A 15,638-nucleotide genomic window follows, 5' to 3' on the forward strand; every position below is an offset into this window, starting at 1 on the left:
TTGATGAGTATTATGTCCAATCCGAATTTAAGACCAGAAGAAAATAAGCTCAGTGCCGCTGAGAAAGAGTTTGAGAACAGTATCCGGCCCCGGGAAATCGTTGATTTTTCGGGACAGGAGCAGATCATCGAAAACCTGAAGATATTTATCAAAGCCGCCAAAATGCGGGGGGAAGCGCTGGACCATGTGCTGTTCCACGGTCCTCCGGGCCTGGGGAAAACCACGCTGTCACGCATTGTGGCCAATGAGCTGGGCGTAAATATCCGGGAAACTTCCGGGCCGGTCATTGAAAAGCCCGGTGACCTGGCCGGACTGCTGACCAACCTGGAGGATAAAGACGTGCTGTTCATCGATGAGATACACCGGTTAAGCACCGTGGTGGAAGAATACCTGTATTCCGCCATGGAAGATTACCGTATAGACATTATGATTGATTCCGGGCCTAATGCCCGTTCCATACAGCTCAACCTGCATCCATTCACGCTGATCGGGGCCACTACCCGTTCGGGGCTGCTCACCGCTCCCCTGTTGTCCCGTTTCGGCATCAAGTCGAGGATGGAATACTACAATGCCGCCACGCTGCAGAAGATCATCTGGCGTGCGGCCGGATTGCTGGGCTCCAAAATCACGTCTGATGCCGCCGCAGAGATTGCCCGCCGTTCGCGTGGTACGCCTCGTATTGCCAACGGCCTGCTGCGCCGGGTGCGTGACTTTGCCATGGTGATCGGCAACGGCGTCATCGATCTGGAAATTGCGCAACTCAGTCTCAAAGCCCTTAACGTGGACGAATACGGCCTTGATGAAATGGATAACCGCATCCTGCAGGTGATCATCGAGAACTTCAAAGGTGGTCCGGTAGGCATCACTACCATTGCCACCGCAGTGGGAGAAGAAGCCGGTACGCTGGAAGAGGTATACGAACCGTTCCTGATCCAGGAAGGCTTTATCAAACGTACGCCCCGTGGCCGTGAAGTAACGGAAAAAGCTTATGTGCACCTGGGGAAAACGCCGTTCCGGGGGGGAAACAACCTGCTCTTCTAAACTGTGATGGCCATGATTATTGCTGATTGACCTGATTCCCGGAGATCGAAGTGAAGAGGGATTTTACAGAAACGAATAATACATAAAAAGCGCGCAGCCATTGAAATATTTCAATGGCTGCGCGCTTTTATAAATCAAATTACCTTATTCGCTTTGATCTCCGGGAATCAGGTCAATCAGCAATAATCATGGCTATCACGGAGTCTCTTTCACTACCAGCCTGAATCCGTTCCCGTGAATGTTCACGATTTCGATGTTCGGATCGTCTTTCAGGTATTTGCGGAGTTTGGCGATATACACGTCCATACTACGGCCGTTGAAGTAGGTATCGCTGCCCCATATCTTTTTCAGGGCCAGTTCCCTGGGCAGCAGGTCATTTTTATGTTCGCAAAGCATGTGCAGCAGCTCGTTCTCTTTAGGGGAGAGCGTGTGGCTGTCGCCATTATGTGCGAGGGTGCGTAAACGGGAGTTGAATGCGTATGAACCGACCTGGAATTCGTGTTGTTCCTCTTCTTTGCTGTTCAGTTCCTGGTTACGTTTCAGGATAGCTTTGATTTTGAGCAGCAGCAGTTCGCTGTCGAAGGGTTTGGAGATATAATCATCGGCTCCCAGCTTATAGCCCTGGATGATATCTTCCTTCATGGTTTTAGCAGAGAGGAAAAACAGCGGGATATCGGGGTCTACGTCCCGGATTTCTTCCGCCAGTTTAAAGCCGTCCATATTGGGCATCATAATGTCCAGCAGGCAGATATCGAATTTTTCGCGGCGGAAGGCAGCCAGTGCCAGAATACCGTCGCGGCATAATTCCACATCATAGTCGTTCAGTTCGAGGTAGTTTTTAAGTACCATGCCCAGATTGGTGTCATCTTCCGCCAGTAATATTTTCGGTTTACGTTCTTCCATAATCATAAAGGGTTGATTATAACAAATATAAAGTTTTTCTACGGCACGAAAGGTCGTTAAAATTTGGACGGTTGCGCCCCAAAGAATTGTTAAATCTATTCATTTTCAGGGCAGTAAATATTTTATCGTTGTTTTATCAACGAAGTGAAGGGATGCCGGAGGTTGCTGTAGTTCACCATGTCCACGATAATATTCCCTACGGAGATGGGGCTTTCCACCCGCAGTGGCACCTTATTGGCGTCATCGCTTACCCAGACCGTCATTTTCTCTCCCCCTTCAAAGATGGAGCCTTTGATCAGCAGTGGTTTGAATTTGATAGCCCTGAATTTGCCGAAGCGGGTGTTGACTTCTTCCTTACCGAGATACCGGATATAGATATTATACACCTGGTCGTCGAGGAACATGGCAAATGGGATTTTGTCTCCCTCCTGGTATTTGGAGAAGTCGATATTACGGGCGTAATAGATGGAGCTGATCACGTCCTGCACGCAGGGGGGCACGGTAAAGGTGCCGTTGGTGCTGACTGCCTGATGTGCCGCCTGGTTAAATACTACGTTGTTATAGATTTTGTATCCGCCTTCATTCACATTGCGAAGAAACTTCAGTGGCTGCATGGTAGCGGTATCCAGCCAGGTTTCGTATTTATCGCGTACTTTGAAGATCCAGTCATAAGCACGGAAGGTGCGGCCATCGCCGGTAATGTGGTATACATCGCGGTTGGCAAAACGTTCCAGGGCAACGTTAAAGACGGCCTCGCCGGCGCCTACATACATTTTACCGAGGTTATACATCACTTTGAGGGTGACACTTTCTCCGACATTGAAACTGGAATTACGGATAGAACAGAAGTCATTTTGCGCATGAGCGGGGGTTACACAGGCAAAGCATAAGAGAATAAGCAGAAGGTACCTCATTGCTGGAAGCTATTTGTCCTTAAATATTTTTACACCGAGGAGCAGCACACTTCCTATCACTGCCGGCAGACAAAGGTTGATTAACCAGATACCTCCCGTGGCTGCTATGATAACGGCTGTATTGGTACTGAGCAGGCCGAGGAAATAAATGCTGACTTTCCCACGGATTCCAAGTTCTGCGATAGCGATGGTAGGTACCATGGCCATTACAAGGTAGATGACGCTATTCAACAGGAAAGCCTGCCACCACAAAAACTCCAGTCCCAGCGCGTCCAACAAAATCAAATACTGTGCCGAGAAGACCACGTAACGGACGGCTGAAAGCAGCAACAGGTAACGTAAATCCCCTGCAGAATAACGCACAATAATTTGTACAAAGACCTTTGCTTTTCGCAGGAACCTGACTTTTTCGAATACAGCCAGAATAATCTGTAGCCGAAAATATAACAATATCGTCAGCACACAAATTACTACAAGGATACCAAACACAATTTTCTCCCAGAAGTTCGGGGGGAAATAGCTATTTTCCTTTACCAGCGTAAAGTTATTGAGATAATAGAGCATGCCTATTAACCCAAAAATAACAGTCACAATGAGCTGGCTAAAGCTCCCCACAATGGTTGCGGCAATGGCTTTGAGCTTGTTATGGTTTTTCAGGTACAGGATACGCCCACCGTATTCGCCTATACGATTAGGGGTGTTGATGGAGAACGAGACCCCTGAAAGAATAGCACTGAAAGCCCTCATGAAAGAGATAGGTTCCAGCGGGCGGACCAGCTTCTGCCACTTTTTAGCTTCCAGTCCCCAGTTAAAAAACATCAGGACCAGTACCAGTAACAATCCTATCCAGCCCTTCTCCTGCAGCGTTCTGCTCATATGTGCCAGCGACTGTTCCAGGTTCTCGCGATGGGCCAACTGATGATAGATAGAGTAACCCAGCCAGCCAAAAAGCACTGCTCCTAATAAGTAATTGAGAATTATTTTGGTACTTTTGTTCAGATATCAAGATTTTTGCAAAAATATACTGTGGTTGGCAAACAAGGCAAAAATAATTCTCGGCATTGACCCCGGCACCCTGGTTATGGGGTATGGACTGATCCACGTGGAAGGCAAAAAAGCCAGTCTGATAGAGATGAATGTCCTGAAATTATCCCGGACGAAGGACCATTACGAACGCTTACAACTGATTCACGCCCGCGTAAATGAATTGATCCAGCAGTTCAAACCAACCAGCTTCGCCATTGAAGCGCCTTTCTTTGGGAAGAACGTGCAAAGTATGCTAAAGCTTGGAAGAGCACAGGGTGTGGCCATCGCCACCGCTATGCATGCCGGTTTACCGGTGACGGAGTATTCGCCTAAAAAAGTAAAACAGTCGGTTACCGGTAATGGTAATGCTGACAAGGAGCAGGTATGGCTGATGCTGCAGCGTATTCTCAGTATCAGTGAACAACCGGATTACTTCGATGCTACCGATGCCCTGGCCGTGGCAGTCTGTCATTTCTACCAGGAAAACAACCCGCTCGCCGCTGTAAGCAAGGCTAAAGGATGGGAACAGTTTTTGCAAAAACACCCTGAAAGGATTTCAAGATAGCAAAAAAGGTTATTTCATAAATTCGTAAAATGTAGTTACTTTGTTTGAAATTGTTCATCCTGAATAAACCGCTAACCCGGCAAAGACCGGAAAATTAGCATCACTATGAAAAATGACCATCATTTGTTAAGCATGAATTGCGCAACAAGCTTTTTATTAATCAGCATCAGGCAAATATGAAAGCAAGAATCCTATTGGTGGAAGATGATGAATATATTGGTGCAGTTACAAAGAAGCGGTTGGAAGAAGCGGGCTACGATGTTGTGCACAGTATAGACGGCCAGGCCGCGTGGGAACAGTTCCAGTTACGCACTTTCGATATTTGTTTGCTCGACGTGGTAATGCCCAAAAAAGACGGCCTCACGCTGGCGCAACAGATCCGCACAGTCAATGACCACATTCCTATTCTCTTCCTGACTTCCAAAAATGAAAAAGAAGATCGCATAGCCGGCCTCCGGACCGGAGCTGATGACTATATCAGCAAACCTTTCAGCATGCAGGAACTGATCCTGCGCATAGAAGTGTTCCTGAAAAGGACCAGAAGCCAGATCGCAAAAAGAAGCACCACATTTGCTATCGGTAAACTGATGTTTGACTATGAAGACCTTCGCCTGTACAACGAAACCGGAGAAATTTCCATTTCCCTTACCCAGAAAGAAGCCGAATTGCTCAGATACCTGTGCGAAAACCCCAATAAAACACTGAAAAGAGAAGATATCCTTTCACATGTGTGGGGTAAGGACGACTACTTCCTGGGCCGGAGCATGGATGTTTTTGTGACCAAACTAAGAAAACACTTCAAGTCAGATCCACATGTGAAACTGGAAACACTGCACGGTGTCGGATTCCGGTTCAATATCCCTGTGAAGTCATAAATACTACAGCTGCGCTACTATCTGTTCCTGGATCGCCTTAAACTCCTCCTCTGACAGTTTCAGCTTGCCGCGCGAAAAATTCATGTCTTGTACGGAATTAATCGGAATCAGGTGCATGTGCGCATGGGGTACTTCCAATCCTACCACACTCACGCCAACCCGGTTACAAGGCACCACCCGCTCAATAGCCTGCGCAATAGGCTTCGCAAATACCAGCCACTCCCTCAATAAATCATCCGATACGTCGAAAAACTTGTCTGTTTCTACTTTAGGAATCACCAGCGTATGCCCTTTCATCAACGGGAAAATGTCCAGAAAGGCGTAAAAATGCTCATTTTCCGCAATCTTGTAACTGGGTATTTCTCCTTTGATAATTTTAGTGAAGATTGTCATATTTGGTTATTTTATAATTTTACTATTGAACAATTGGATGTCGGGATTTCAGGATTCCTGATTTTGAGATATCGGGATTTCATCCCCAAAATAACAAAATACCAAAATCAAAAAATTCTCTATTCAAATAACCTCATAATTAAATAACCAAATACCTGAATGAAAAAGGGGCTGCATCGCTGCAACCCCTTCCATATGGTGATTCAGCATGATACGATGATCATACTGAAATACTGTCAATCTTGAATTTAATAACACCATTAGGCGCCTGCACCTCTGCAATGTCACCTACCTGCTTGCCCAGCAGCCCTTTCCCGATCGGGGAGGTAACCGAAATCTTGCCCGCCTTCAAATCTGCCTCAGTCTCAGAAACGAGTTGATAGGTAACCGTCTTCTTGTTGGCCGTATTGGTAATAGTAACCTTACATAAAATAGATACTTTGGATGTATCGATAGCGTCTGCACTCACGATACGGGAAGTGGCAATAGCCGATTCCAGTGTCGCGATTTTAGCCTCGTGTAAACCCTGCGCTTCTTTGGCGGCATCATATTCGGCATTTTCCTTCAAATCCCCTTTTTCACGCGCTTCAGAAATTGCACGGGCAATTTCTGCACGGCCCTTCGTTTTAAGAAGTGTGAGCTCGCTCATCATTTGATCCAGGGTCTCTTTCGTAACGTAGTTTATGCCAGACATAACCTGCTTGTTTTTATGGTTATAAGAAAAAAAAATCAACGCCTCCATTTGCACAGAAGCGTTGTTTACGGGTGTTATTGCAAATATAATAAATTCCGGATAAAGAAAAAAAAGCACCCTTCCGAATCAAATTGATTGAAAATCAACAATTTAATTCAGAACTCAGGGACCCAGGACAGGCCCCTACAGGATATTTAGCTTCTCCAGCACGATGCGCGCCATCTTAATGCTCGCCTCATGGGAATAACCAGCTATATGTGGCGTCACCACTACATTCCGGGCCTTCAGCAACCAGTTCAGCTGCTCTTTTTCCTCCGGTGTATAGGTGCCCAGTTTTTCATTTTCCAACACATCAAGACAGGCACCACCGATAATGCCCTGCTGCAGCGCAGCAATCAGATCGGTGTTGTTCACCAGTTTACCCCTGGCGGTATTCATAAACCAAACAGGCTTGTTGAACGACTGGAAGAAGGCCATATTGGCAATATGCAGCGTCTCCTCCGTCAGCGGCAGATGCAGGCTCACTACATCGGCATTGGTAAAGATATCTGTCAGACTGGCTTCTTTCACGTCAGCCGTACCGAAACCTTTCTTGTATTTATCATACGCCAGGATGTTCACATCAAAACCTTTGAGCTTGCGGGCGAAGCTGCTGCCGGTATGGCCATAACCGATAATGCCCACGGTCCTGCCATTCAGCTCATAGCCCCGGTTACCATCACGTTCCCAGATACCTTCCCGCAACTCCAGATTACTGCGCAGGATATTGTTGACCAGGCAAAGCAACATCCCCACGGCCTGTTCGCCTACGGCGTCCATATTGCCTTCCGGGCTGCTCACACAATGAATGCCCTTGCTTTCGGCATAAGGCACGTCTATCAGTTCCATGCCAGAACCCAGCCGGCCTATCCATTGCAGCTGCCGGGCATGATCAATGATATGCTTATCTACCCGGATACGGGTAGTTACAATCAAACCCACACAGTCCTGGATGGCATTGTACACGCCATCGTAAGAAATAGAAGGCTCATAAACAACTTCGAAGCCCTTGCTTTGCAACTGGTCCGTTAAATATGGATGTACTTTGGCTGTAATTAATACTTTTCTGCTCATATCATCTTATGGGATAATGCTGCAAATTCAGCAACAGTCAATTCTTCTGCCCTTTTGGTAAAAATCGGGTCCTGCAAAGTTTCCTTGTCAAACAAGGGTTTCAGCGGATTACGAAGCTGCTTCCGGCGCTGATTGAATGCTGTTTTTACCAGTACGGTAAACTTCCGCTCAGAGGCAATATCTGCCGGCTGCTCCAGCCGCGTAAGCCGGATAACGGCCGACTTCACCTTTGGCGGCGGATTAAAGCAGTTCTCATGCACTTCAAACAGATACTCCACCTTATAGAAAGCCTGCAACAGCACGCTCAGAATACCATACTCCTTGCTCTTATGGGCAGAAGCAATACGAACAGCCACTTCCTTCTGGAACATCCCTACCGCCACGTCCACATGCGCCCGCCATTCCAGCAGACGGAACATGATCTGTGTTGAGATATTGTACGGGAAATTACCGATGAGGCGGAACTGACCTTCAAAAGGCAGGGCTGTTTCGAGGATACTCTCGTTTATCAGCTTGCCTTGTATAGCAGGATAAGTCTTTTCCAGGTATTGCACCTTTTCCTTGTCCAGCTCTACGGCCTTAAAATGAATGCCTGGCAACTGCAACAGGTACTTGGTGATGGCCCCGCCACCAGGACCCACTTCCAGCACTTGCTGGCCTTCAATTACAGGTAAGGACTCCACAATCTTCCTGCACATATTCTCATCTGTGAGGAAATGCTGTCCCAGCGATTTTTTTAATGTATACATGCGTGGCTGCAAAGATAAGCCTGTTTCTGCCAAAGGCGTAATATTTTCTCCCGCAAACTGGCTATATTTGCCTTTCATTGGAGGCAATATCAGTATGAGTAATACACAGACCAACAAACCGGTTATCGGCATCACCATCGGTGATATCAACAGCATTGGCGCAGAAATCATCATCAAAACCTTCCTCGACGCAAGGATGATGGAGTTCTGCACGCCGGTGATTTTCGCGTCTAATAAAACCATCAACTTCTACCGGAAGCTGATGAACGAAAATAACTTCAACTATCAGTCCATAAAGGATTTCACCCGTTTGAACCACAAACAGGTAAACGTCTATAACTGTTGGGAAGAAGAGGTGCAGATCACGCCGGGCGTACTCAATGAAGCTGGTGGCAAATACGCTGCCCGCGCACTGGAAGTAGCCATCCAATGCCTGAAAGACGGTCATGTGCAGGGCCTGGTAACTGCCCCCATCCATAAGAACAATATACAAAGCGAGCAATTCAACTATACCGGTCATACGCCTTACCTGAAAGCAGCCTTCAATGCGAAAGACGTACTGATGTTTATGACCGCTGACAATATGCGCGTTGGCCTCCTCACCGAGCACGTGCCCATTGCGGAAGTCTCCAAATATGTGACCAAGGAAAATATCCTGGCCAAGCTGCAACTGATGAAAGAAAGCCTGATCAAGGATTTTGGTATAGACAAACCCCGTATTGCAGTGTTGGGGCTCAATCCCCACGCAGGGGACGAAGGTCTGATCGGCAGAGAAGAAATTGATCAGATTATCCCGGCTATCCGGCACGCCAAAGGCAATGGTCTCCTTTGCTTTGGCCCATACAGCGCAGACGCGTTCTTCGCCCGGGAGATGTTCCAGCAGTTTGACGGTGTACTGGCCATGTACCACGATCAGGGCCTGATACCCTTCAAATCCCTCGCCAGCGGCGAAGGCATCAACTATACGGCTGGCCTCAATATTGTCCGTACTTCACCAGACCACGGCACAGCCTTCGATATCGCCGGTAAAAACCTGGCCGATCCTAACTCTTTCAGACAAGCCATCTTCACTTGCCTTGATATCATCGAGCAACGGGAACGTTACGCGGAAAACACCCGCAACCCACTGAAGAAAACGGAACTGGCTTCTGAATAAAATACCAGCTACTTCGATTTGCCCACGTTCAGGTAAGCCTGAATGGCATGCACATAATTCTCAAAAGCTTTCCTGCCCGCAGGCGTAATTTTACATAACGTCTGCGGATAATTATCCCTGAACTGCTTGATCACTTCTATATAAGAAGCATCCCGCAATTTATTGATCTGTACACTCAGATTACCGGCAGTTGCATTCGTCTTCTCCTTCAACAGCGTAAACTCCGCTTCTTTTTCACTCAACAATACATTCATGATCGCCAACCGCAATTGTGAATGAAGTACCGGGTCCAGATCTTTAAAATCCATGATATTTAGATATTTTAAAATTTAATCATTTAGTTATTGGATTTTGGAATTTTGGAATTTGTATTCGGAGATCATGTTATGTTGGTCATCTCCGTCAAATTCGAAAATCAAAAAATTCCAAAATCCGTAAATCCAATAACTAAATTTTTAAAATGTACAAATTTCAAAATTTACTGGGCTTTGGAGAGCAGCTCTTTTGCGTAAGGCTCGCCCCAATGAGGCGCAATAGCGCTTTCCGGTTTAAAGGCCGCATATTTTTGCAGCGCTGTTTCCAGCATTACTTTAGCTTTTGATTTGCTGCCACCAAACTGTTCTGGTGTGAACAGGAGTGATTGGCCCAACAGCAGGTATACACGCGGGTTTTCGGCATTGTAGGTTTTAGCCAGCTCGATCTGCTGACCAGCTTCCATACCGTATTTCATGCCTCTGCTGGCCGGGTCTACCATCAGGCGTGCTGAAGCCACCAGTGAGCGGATACAGGCTACTTCAGAGCTTTTCGGATTTAATGTTTCGGCTTTGTCCAGATTGGCGGCAGCTTTATCTGCCAGCTCATCAATCTTGCTTTTATCCTGTCCCACAAAGCAAGACATTACCTGGCAGTAAGCAGCATAATAGTACGGCAGCCACTGTGTTTTCTCTGCTTCAGCGATGCGTTCAAAAGTATTGATTTTGGCGACAAGCGCATCGGGCGCAAAGCTGCCGCTGCTGTCCAGATCAGACACCTGTTTGGACATAGCGTCCTGATACTGCGCAGATTGCGCTACTGCGACTGTTGCCAGCCCGCCAATCATAAAAAGGGAAAGGAGTAAACGTTTCATATGTGTGTGAATTATAAGTTATTAATAACGTCCTGTCTTCTGTCTATGCCGAAGTTCATAAACATACCCAGGAAAATGAACCGGGGCACGCTGGGGGTAATTTCCCCTCGGCGCATCCCATCACTGGAATAACGATAACCGAATACCTGTTTATTGCCCGGCGCATTGCTCACGCTCAGCACAAAAATGGTAAAGGCCTTGCGGATAGTGGTCAGGTAACTGGCGCTGACACCCAGCGCATGATAATCGATGGTTTTATCCGACATAAACTTATCAGCCGGCTGGTTCGGATTGTAGTAAGGCCGGCCGGTAGCGAAGGTATAAGTAAGTCCGAGGTTAGTGCTCAGTTTGGGAAAAAAATGTTTGTACACCAGGCTGGCCGTGTGGGTAGCGGCAAAGTCGGGCTGCACTTCTTTCGGATAATTCAGGAAATCGCGCTTGGTATCAAGGTAGGAGTAAGATATCCAGTAGTCCACATTTTTGATGCTCTTCCGGTCACGCCAGAACACCTCGATGCCTTTCGCATATCCTTTTCCGTTATTGTTATAATTCGGCACCGTCTTCACCAGATCAGCATACTGTTTATAGAAGAGCTCCGTCCGGAAAGTATAGTCAGACGCCACCCGCTGATAGCTCACAATGTAGTGTGTGGCTTTCATATAGCCGAGACCGTGATCAAAGCGGATATATTGCGGTTCCGGCTTCTGGTAATAATCGCCATATGCCACGGAGAACTGGCTGTAATTATCCATCTTATACGCCAATGACACACGAGGGGCGACATTCATTTTCGCCAGCACAGATGTATACTCTGCCCTGCCTCCTACCCGGCCTACAAAGCTGGGCGTGAAATAGATGTCCCCTTCCGCAAACGCTGCCGTATAGTTATCAGCATAGTTGAAAGGCCGTTGGTTAAAAGAAAATTGCTCCGTGGCATACTGATACTCTCCACCAAAACGAATCGCGGAAAACTGGCCAATGTTGCGGGTCAGCATCACGCGTGACTGGCTAAGCGATGAGCGTACCCGGATATCCGCCGGTGTCTGGGCTTTGCCGAGCGTGTCTGTTGTAATGTTGTCGCGGTTATTACTGAAAGAAGCGCCAACATATATCCGCCAGTCTTTCCCGAGGTTTTCACGGTATGTCATGTTCGTATAGATGTTACCGTTACGAACCTGGTAGGATTCCATATCTCCCGGATATTCAATACTAGGAGAACTGAAGCCCATCTTGCTCCAGTTGCCGTACCCATAAAATTTCAACAGGCCGGTGGAAGATGTTTTTCGCCGAAAATTCAGGGAAGTACCGATAATCTCCGGACCAAGGTTGGGTGTTTGTTTCGGCTTCACCACCTGGAAATAAGGACCCAGGTTGGTATAATCACCTTCCACGCCCCAGGAAGATTTTTTGTCCCTGGAAAGGTTCTCTACTCCTGCGCTGGCGCCGATCACGGAAAGGCCCACACTGGAAGAAGAACGCTGCGGCAGGTCTGTGGATTCCAGTACTAAAGCAGAGGAAAGTGCCTGGCCATATTGCGCGGAATAGCCGCCACTGCTGAAAGTAGTGCCTTTAAAAAGGAACGGTGAAAAACGGCCCCGTCCCGGCACGTCCGGCAGACTGGAAGAAAACGGATTTCGTACCAGCATACCGTCAATTAATGTTTGTGTTTCATACCCGGTACCGCCCCGTACAAACAGGCCTTCACGATCGTTTGTCTGTTGCGCTCCAGGCAGTGTCTTAATGGCGTTGACGATGTCCGCGCCTGCACCCGCCGTGGTCACGATGTCCAGCGGTTTCAGCACTGTACCTTTTTTATCGTCACTGGCTTCAAAGCTGCCGGCAGAAATGGTAACAACCCGTAGCGCATTGGCCGCGTTCTTCAGGATAATGGACAGCTGCTCTCCATTCTCTGTATTGATTTTTATTTCCAGCGGCTGATATCCGCTTAATGTAGCGGCCAGTATGCGTTCTCCTGCTTCTGTAGTGGTAAATGTAAAACTGCCGTCAGCTTTACTGGTGGCGCCATCATAAGAGCCTTTGATATACACGTTCACACCTGGTAACGGATGTTTTTTGTTGTCCGTTACTTTCCCGCTGATTTTATGCTGTGCCAGCAATATCGCAGGTGAAAAAAGTAAAAAGCATAGATAAAGGTTGATCCTGAACATATTTTTGGAGTTAGGGGATTCGAAGGTAAACTAGTTTATCATATAAACAAAATAATCCTAAAATGATTTTATAACTTATTAATTTATAAATTATTAAGCTCACATGCCACATAAAAAAACCTGCATAAAACCACTTAAAGCGGTACTTATGCAGGCAAATGTGGACAATATATTGGGGTCATATGCATACACGTCGCCGGAAGGTATGCAGTGGTCTGCCATCGCTTACTTCTTCCTTTTCTTTTTAGGTGGATGACTATGCCCTTTTTTATGCTTAACAGGACGGTATCGTGGTGTCTCTTTAATGACTTGCGTGGGACAAATGGATTTGGTTATTGGTGTTGTTTCATTCATATTTTTGGTATCAAACGCCACGCTTTCCACATGATCAGGATAATGCACCCGGATAACGTATTCTGCATCCGGCTCCAGTTTCGCCTCTATCTTTCCAGACGGTGGCATTATCATATAACACCATCCCATATCCCTGGTTTTGTTATACAGATAGACACAGGTGGCTGCACGGGCACAGATATCAACGGTGAGGGGTATACGCAACAGCGGCACCGGCAGAGGCTTCAGCTCTGGCAACGCTGGTGGCAGGTTAAAGCTGTAAATATCATCACCTCCTTTACCACCGGTCCTGTTGGACGAGATAAAGCCATCACGGCTGGTTTGTGGCACATAGTAGAAATCATCTGCGCTGGAATTAAAAGGTGGCAGCAGGTTTACCGGTATTGTCCATGCCGCCTTATTGCCGCTGACTGCAAATACATCATAGCCACCTAAACCGGCTTTGCCTTTACTGGCGTAATACAACATATTGTCAGCGCCTGTTACCGGGAACGCGTCATCATCGGCGGTATTGAGCTGTGGGCCACAGTTCTGTGGTTTCCCCCAGGTATTGTCCCCTTGCTTTTCACAGTACCAGATATCGGTGCCGCCACTACCACCGGGCATATCGGAGGCAACGTACAGAATATTACCGGCTTCATTGAGGGCGGCATGTCCTATCGAGTAGTCGTTACTGTTATACGGAAAGGCTACCGGCGGTTGCCATTTGTTCTGCTGCCGCACAAACATCAACAGTTTCAGCTGCCGGGTACCATACACCGGCCTTTCTTTTTTATCGTAAGGCACACGGCGCGCCGGATCAGTCACGGTAACATAAGCAGTATCGCCGCCCGGCGTAAAACAAACAGGGCCTACGTGATAAGGATAGTTGTTGATAAAGGAAGAGAAATCTTTTACATAACCGATACCAGACTGCCCGTCCTCCGCTTCATACAGCTTACCGTATCCTGCATTATTGCGGCCATAGCGGCGGCGTGTGCCTTTGATATACCACACGTCCCTGCGTACGCTGTCTGAAACAAAAATCACGTGGTTCCCATGCCAGGTGGTACCCCAGTCATTTTTTCCGGTGTTAACGCCTGTTTCATTTTTCAGGCGCACCGCTCCCGGAAGCCCCATCCACTTAGCAGCAGAATCACAACCGGCGATGCGTGCAGCCACCCGTTGCTGGTCAGGAAACTGGCTGTATTGTTGTTTGGCTTCATCATACCGGCCAAGGCTTTTCAGCATATCAGCATAATGCAGGCGGTCTTCCGGGGTAGCCGTATTGTCCTGCAACAGCTGCGCATACCAGTAAGCTGCTTTGTCGTATTGGTTATACAACCGGTAGGAAGTGGCCAGTCTCTCTTTTATCGCTGCTGCATGTTTACGTCCTTCCCGCGTACGCAACAAACGCTCATACAGGCCCGCTGCCTGTGCGTATTCTTCCCGGCGGAAACGGATATCTGCGGTTTTACTGATAGATGGCTGCTCCTGCGCAACGGCCTGCAGGGAGATGTAAAACAGTACGCCTGTGGTAAAATAATTGATCAGTGTTTTTCTCATGCCTGCATTATTTTAAAAGTACCTCGGGCTACGGGTACGGGATTCGTATTTTTTGCTGTTGAACAGGAAGCCTACGGAGATTTCATGCGATCCCTGCTGGTAACTGGCCATCTTACTGACAGTAATATCGTAGGCATAACCAATGCGCAATTGAGGCGTAGCATAAAACTCCACCAGTATGCTGGCGGCATCCAGCTGTTCGAGGTCTTTGGACAACGCCGGTTTGCTCCACAGCTTCACACCGGTACGATAAGAACCTCCCACCCATAAACGGTCTGCTATCAACAGAAAAGCGTTGAGGTCCACATTGGTAGGCCCTTTAAAATCTTCCTTCACCATCAGCGATGGTTTTAATTTCAGGTTCTCCGAGAGGTTGAGCAGATAACCGGCAGTGAGGTACAAGTGTTGTGTTTTCTTCAACGTGTTGTAATTGTATCCACCCCAGTAATAGTTGACATTTGCGGAATAGAGGGAGAACAGGTCCATTACGGAAGCGCCGATGTAAAACTTCGGGGTGTAGTAATACACGCCAAAACGTGCATCGGGCACTATTTTGGAGGTTTTCCCCAGCGGGATGGCCTGGTCCAGGTCATCCACATATTTTAACGCGGTACCATCTACGCTGTATTGGGTGATTCCACCACCGATACCGATACACAGGCGCCGGGTGTCTTCCGGGTCCAGCGGAATACGATAAGAGTAGAACCCATAAGCCGACAGGTTTTCCTGTGGGCCCAGTTTGTCCAGCATTACCTGTGCGCCCACTCCCACCCTTTCATCTTTGGCGTTGGTAAGACCATCTATGGAGATGCCCGCCGTGGTGGGCGCCCCGGGGAAGTCCACCCACTGATGGCGGTAAATCGCATTCAGATACCAATCCTGCTTGTACCCTGCATAGGCAGGGTTTACACTCAGGCCATTGAACACATACTGGCTGAACTGCACATTTTGTTGTGCAGTGGCTGTCATTAGCCCGATGCAGCCGCATACAAGTAATAATAATCTCTTTGTCATAT

At 47.6% G+C, this 15,638-nt stretch carries 16 protein-coding genes; 4 read left to right on the forward strand and 12 right to left on the reverse strand.

Features of this window, described 5'->3' with window-relative positions; genetic code table 11:
* The first annotated feature begins 3 nt into the window (after positions 1–3).
* Positions 4–1,041: a Holliday junction branch migration DNA helicase RuvB gene (ruvB, locus tag HHL17_RS00540; RefSeq protein WP_317166563.1), complete on the forward strand. Its 1,038-nt coding sequence runs from the start codon at positions 4–6 to the stop codon at positions 1,039–1,041.
* Between the two features lie 195 nt (positions 1,042–1,236).
* Here ruvB and HHL17_RS00545 read toward each other — a convergent pair whose 3' ends face one another.
* From HHL17_RS00545 to HHL17_RS00555, 3 genes are all read right to left on the reverse strand, one after another.
* Positions 1,237–1,944: a response regulator transcription factor gene (locus tag HHL17_RS00545; protein WP_169222878.1), complete on the reverse strand. Its 708-nt coding sequence runs from the start codon at positions 1,942–1,944 to the stop codon at positions 1,237–1,239.
* Positions 1,945–2,066: 122 nt separating this feature from the next.
* The gene (locus tag HHL17_RS00550) at positions 2,067–2,858 is read right to left on the reverse strand and encodes a DUF3108 domain-containing protein (protein ID WP_169222879.1); all 792 of its coding nucleotides are present in this window, start codon (positions 2,856–2,858) and stop codon (positions 2,067–2,069) included.
* A gap of 9 nt (positions 2,859–2,867) precedes the next feature.
* Entirely contained in the window at positions 2,868–3,857 is a 990-nt protein-coding gene (locus tag HHL17_RS00555) for a flippase-like domain-containing protein (protein WP_262889053.1), read from the reverse strand.
* 31 nt (positions 3,858–3,888) lie between these two features.
* Here HHL17_RS00555 and ruvC point away from each other — a divergent pair, with 31 nt between their 5' ends.
* Positions 3,889–4,449, forward strand: a complete 561-nt coding sequence (gene ruvC / locus HHL17_RS00560; RefSeq protein WP_169222881.1) for a crossover junction endodeoxyribonuclease RuvC — start codon at positions 3,889–3,891, stop codon at positions 4,447–4,449.
* Between the two features lie 176 nt (positions 4,450–4,625).
* The gene (locus tag HHL17_RS00565) at positions 4,626–5,324 is read left to right on the forward strand and encodes a response regulator transcription factor (RefSeq protein ID WP_078670371.1); all 699 of its coding nucleotides are present in this window, start codon (positions 4,626–4,628) and stop codon (positions 5,322–5,324) included.
* Positions 5,325–5,327: 3 nt separating this feature from the next.
* Here the strand turns inward: HHL17_RS00565 and HHL17_RS00570 are convergent, their stop codons facing one another.
* From HHL17_RS00570 to rsmA, 4 genes are all read right to left on the reverse strand, one after another.
* Positions 5,328–5,717 carry an HIT family protein gene (locus HHL17_RS00570; RefSeq protein WP_168871323.1) on the reverse strand — a complete coding sequence of 130 codons (390 nt, stop codon included), beginning with the start codon at positions 5,715–5,717 and terminating at the stop codon, positions 5,328–5,330.
* Positions 5,718–5,937: 220 nt separating this feature from the next.
* Entirely contained in the window at positions 5,938–6,459 is a 522-nt protein-coding gene (gene greA, locus HHL17_RS00575; RefSeq protein WP_240975058.1) for a transcription elongation factor GreA, read from the reverse strand.
* Between the two features lie 135 nt (positions 6,460–6,594).
* Positions 6,595–7,524, reverse strand: coding sequence for an NAD(P)-dependent oxidoreductase (locus tag HHL17_RS00580; RefSeq protein WP_169222882.1), 930 nt, complete (start codon positions 7,522–7,524; stop codon positions 6,595–6,597).
* Positions 7,521–8,351 (reverse strand): 16S rRNA (adenine(1518)-N(6)/adenine(1519)-N(6))-dimethyltransferase RsmA, encoded by an 831-nt coding sequence (gene rsmA / locus HHL17_RS00585; protein WP_240975059.1) that lies wholly within the window; start codon positions 8,349–8,351, stop codon positions 7,521–7,523. The genes HHL17_RS00580 and rsmA overlap by 4 nt, the downstream gene beginning before the upstream one ends.
* A 16-nt stretch (positions 8,352–8,367) precedes the next feature.
* Here rsmA and pdxA point away from each other — a divergent pair, with 16 nt between their 5' ends.
* On the forward strand, positions 8,368–9,429 hold the full coding sequence (gene pdxA, locus HHL17_RS00590; RefSeq protein ID WP_169222883.1) for a 4-hydroxythreonine-4-phosphate dehydrogenase PdxA: 1,062 nt from the start codon (positions 8,368–8,370) through the stop codon (positions 9,427–9,429).
* Positions 9,430–9,437: 8 nt separating this feature from the next.
* On the opposite strand, the gene HHL17_RS00595 is transcribed toward pdxA, so the two are convergent.
* The 5 genes from HHL17_RS00595 to HHL17_RS00615 all read right to left on the reverse strand — a co-directional run bounded on the left by HHL17_RS00595 (position 9,438) and on the right by HHL17_RS00615 (position 15,636).
* On the reverse strand, positions 9,438–9,737 hold the full coding sequence (locus tag HHL17_RS00595) for a winged helix-turn-helix domain-containing protein (protein WP_169222884.1): 300 nt from the start codon (positions 9,735–9,737) through the stop codon (positions 9,438–9,440).
* 170 nt (positions 9,738–9,907) lie between these two features.
* Positions 9,908–10,555, reverse strand: a complete 648-nt coding sequence (locus tag HHL17_RS00600; RefSeq protein ID WP_169222885.1) for a hypothetical protein — start codon at positions 10,553–10,555, stop codon at positions 9,908–9,910.
* 11 nt (positions 10,556–10,566) lie between these two features.
* On the reverse strand, positions 10,567–12,723 hold the full coding sequence (locus HHL17_RS00605) for a TonB-dependent receptor (RefSeq protein WP_169222886.1): 2,157 nt from the start codon (positions 12,721–12,723) through the stop codon (positions 10,567–10,569).
* Positions 12,724–12,948: 225 nt separating this feature from the next.
* Positions 12,949–14,622, reverse strand: a complete 1,674-nt coding sequence (locus HHL17_RS00610; RefSeq protein ID WP_169222887.1) for a tetratricopeptide repeat protein — start codon at positions 14,620–14,622, stop codon at positions 12,949–12,951.
* Between the two features lie 12 nt (positions 14,623–14,634).
* Positions 14,635–15,636, reverse strand: a complete 1,002-nt coding sequence (locus HHL17_RS00615; RefSeq protein WP_169222888.1) for a PorP/SprF family type IX secretion system membrane protein — start codon at positions 15,634–15,636, stop codon at positions 14,635–14,637.
* Between the last annotated feature and the right edge of the window lie 2 nt (positions 15,637–15,638).

Source organism: Chitinophaga fulva (assembly GCF_012927205.1).
Lineage (GTDB): Bacteria > Bacteroidota > Bacteroidia > Chitinophagales > Chitinophagaceae > Chitinophaga > Chitinophaga fulva.

Excerpts from the sequence above, each read along its gene's own strand:
- HHL17_RS00565 (WP_078670371.1), top strand. The coding sequence starts at position 4,626 with ATGAAAGCAAGAATCCTATTGGTGGAAGATGATGAATATATTGGTGCA.
- HHL17_RS00580 (WP_169222882.1), bottom strand. The coding sequence starts at position 7,524 with ATGAGCAGAAAAGTATTAATTACAGCCAAAGTACATCCATATTTAACG.
- HHL17_RS00600 (WP_169222885.1), bottom strand. The coding sequence starts at position 10,555 with ATGAAACGTTTACTCCTTTCCCTTTTTATGATTGGCGGGCTGGCAACA.
- HHL17_RS00605 (WP_169222886.1), bottom strand. The coding sequence starts at position 12,723 with ATGTTCAGGATCAACCTTTATCTATGCTTTTTACTTTTTTCACCTGCG.
- ruvB (WP_317166563.1), top strand. The coding sequence starts at position 4 with ATGAGTATTATGTCCAATCCGAATTTAAGACCAGAAGAAAATAAGCTC.
- rsmA (WP_240975059.1), bottom strand. The coding sequence starts at position 8,351 with ATGAAAGGCAAATATAGCCAGTTTGCGGGAGAAAATATTACGCCTTTG.
- HHL17_RS00595 (WP_169222884.1), bottom strand. The coding sequence starts at position 9,737 with ATGGATTTTAAAGATCTGGACCCGGTACTTCATTCACAATTGCGGTTG.
- greA (WP_240975058.1), bottom strand. The coding sequence starts at position 6,459 with ATGGAGGCGTTGATTTTTTTTTCTTATAACCATAAAAACAAGCAGGTT.
- HHL17_RS00570 (WP_168871323.1), bottom strand. The coding sequence starts at position 5,717 with ATGACAATCTTCACTAAAATTATCAAAGGAGAAATACCCAGTTACAAG.
- pdxA (WP_169222883.1), top strand. The coding sequence starts at position 8,368 with ATGAGTAATACACAGACCAACAAACCGGTTATCGGCATCACCATCGGT.
- HHL17_RS00550 (WP_169222879.1), bottom strand. The coding sequence starts at position 2,858 with ATGAGGTACCTTCTGCTTATTCTCTTATGCTTTGCCTGTGTAACCCCC.
- HHL17_RS00615 (WP_169222888.1), bottom strand. The coding sequence starts at position 15,636 with ATGACAAAGAGATTATTATTACTTGTATGCGGCTGCATCGGGCTAATG.
- HHL17_RS00545 (WP_169222878.1), bottom strand. The coding sequence starts at position 1,944 with ATGGAAGAACGTAAACCGAAAATATTACTGGCGGAAGATGACACCAAT.
- HHL17_RS00610 (WP_169222887.1), bottom strand. The coding sequence starts at position 14,622 with ATGAGAAAAACACTGATCAATTATTTTACCACAGGCGTACTGTTTTAC.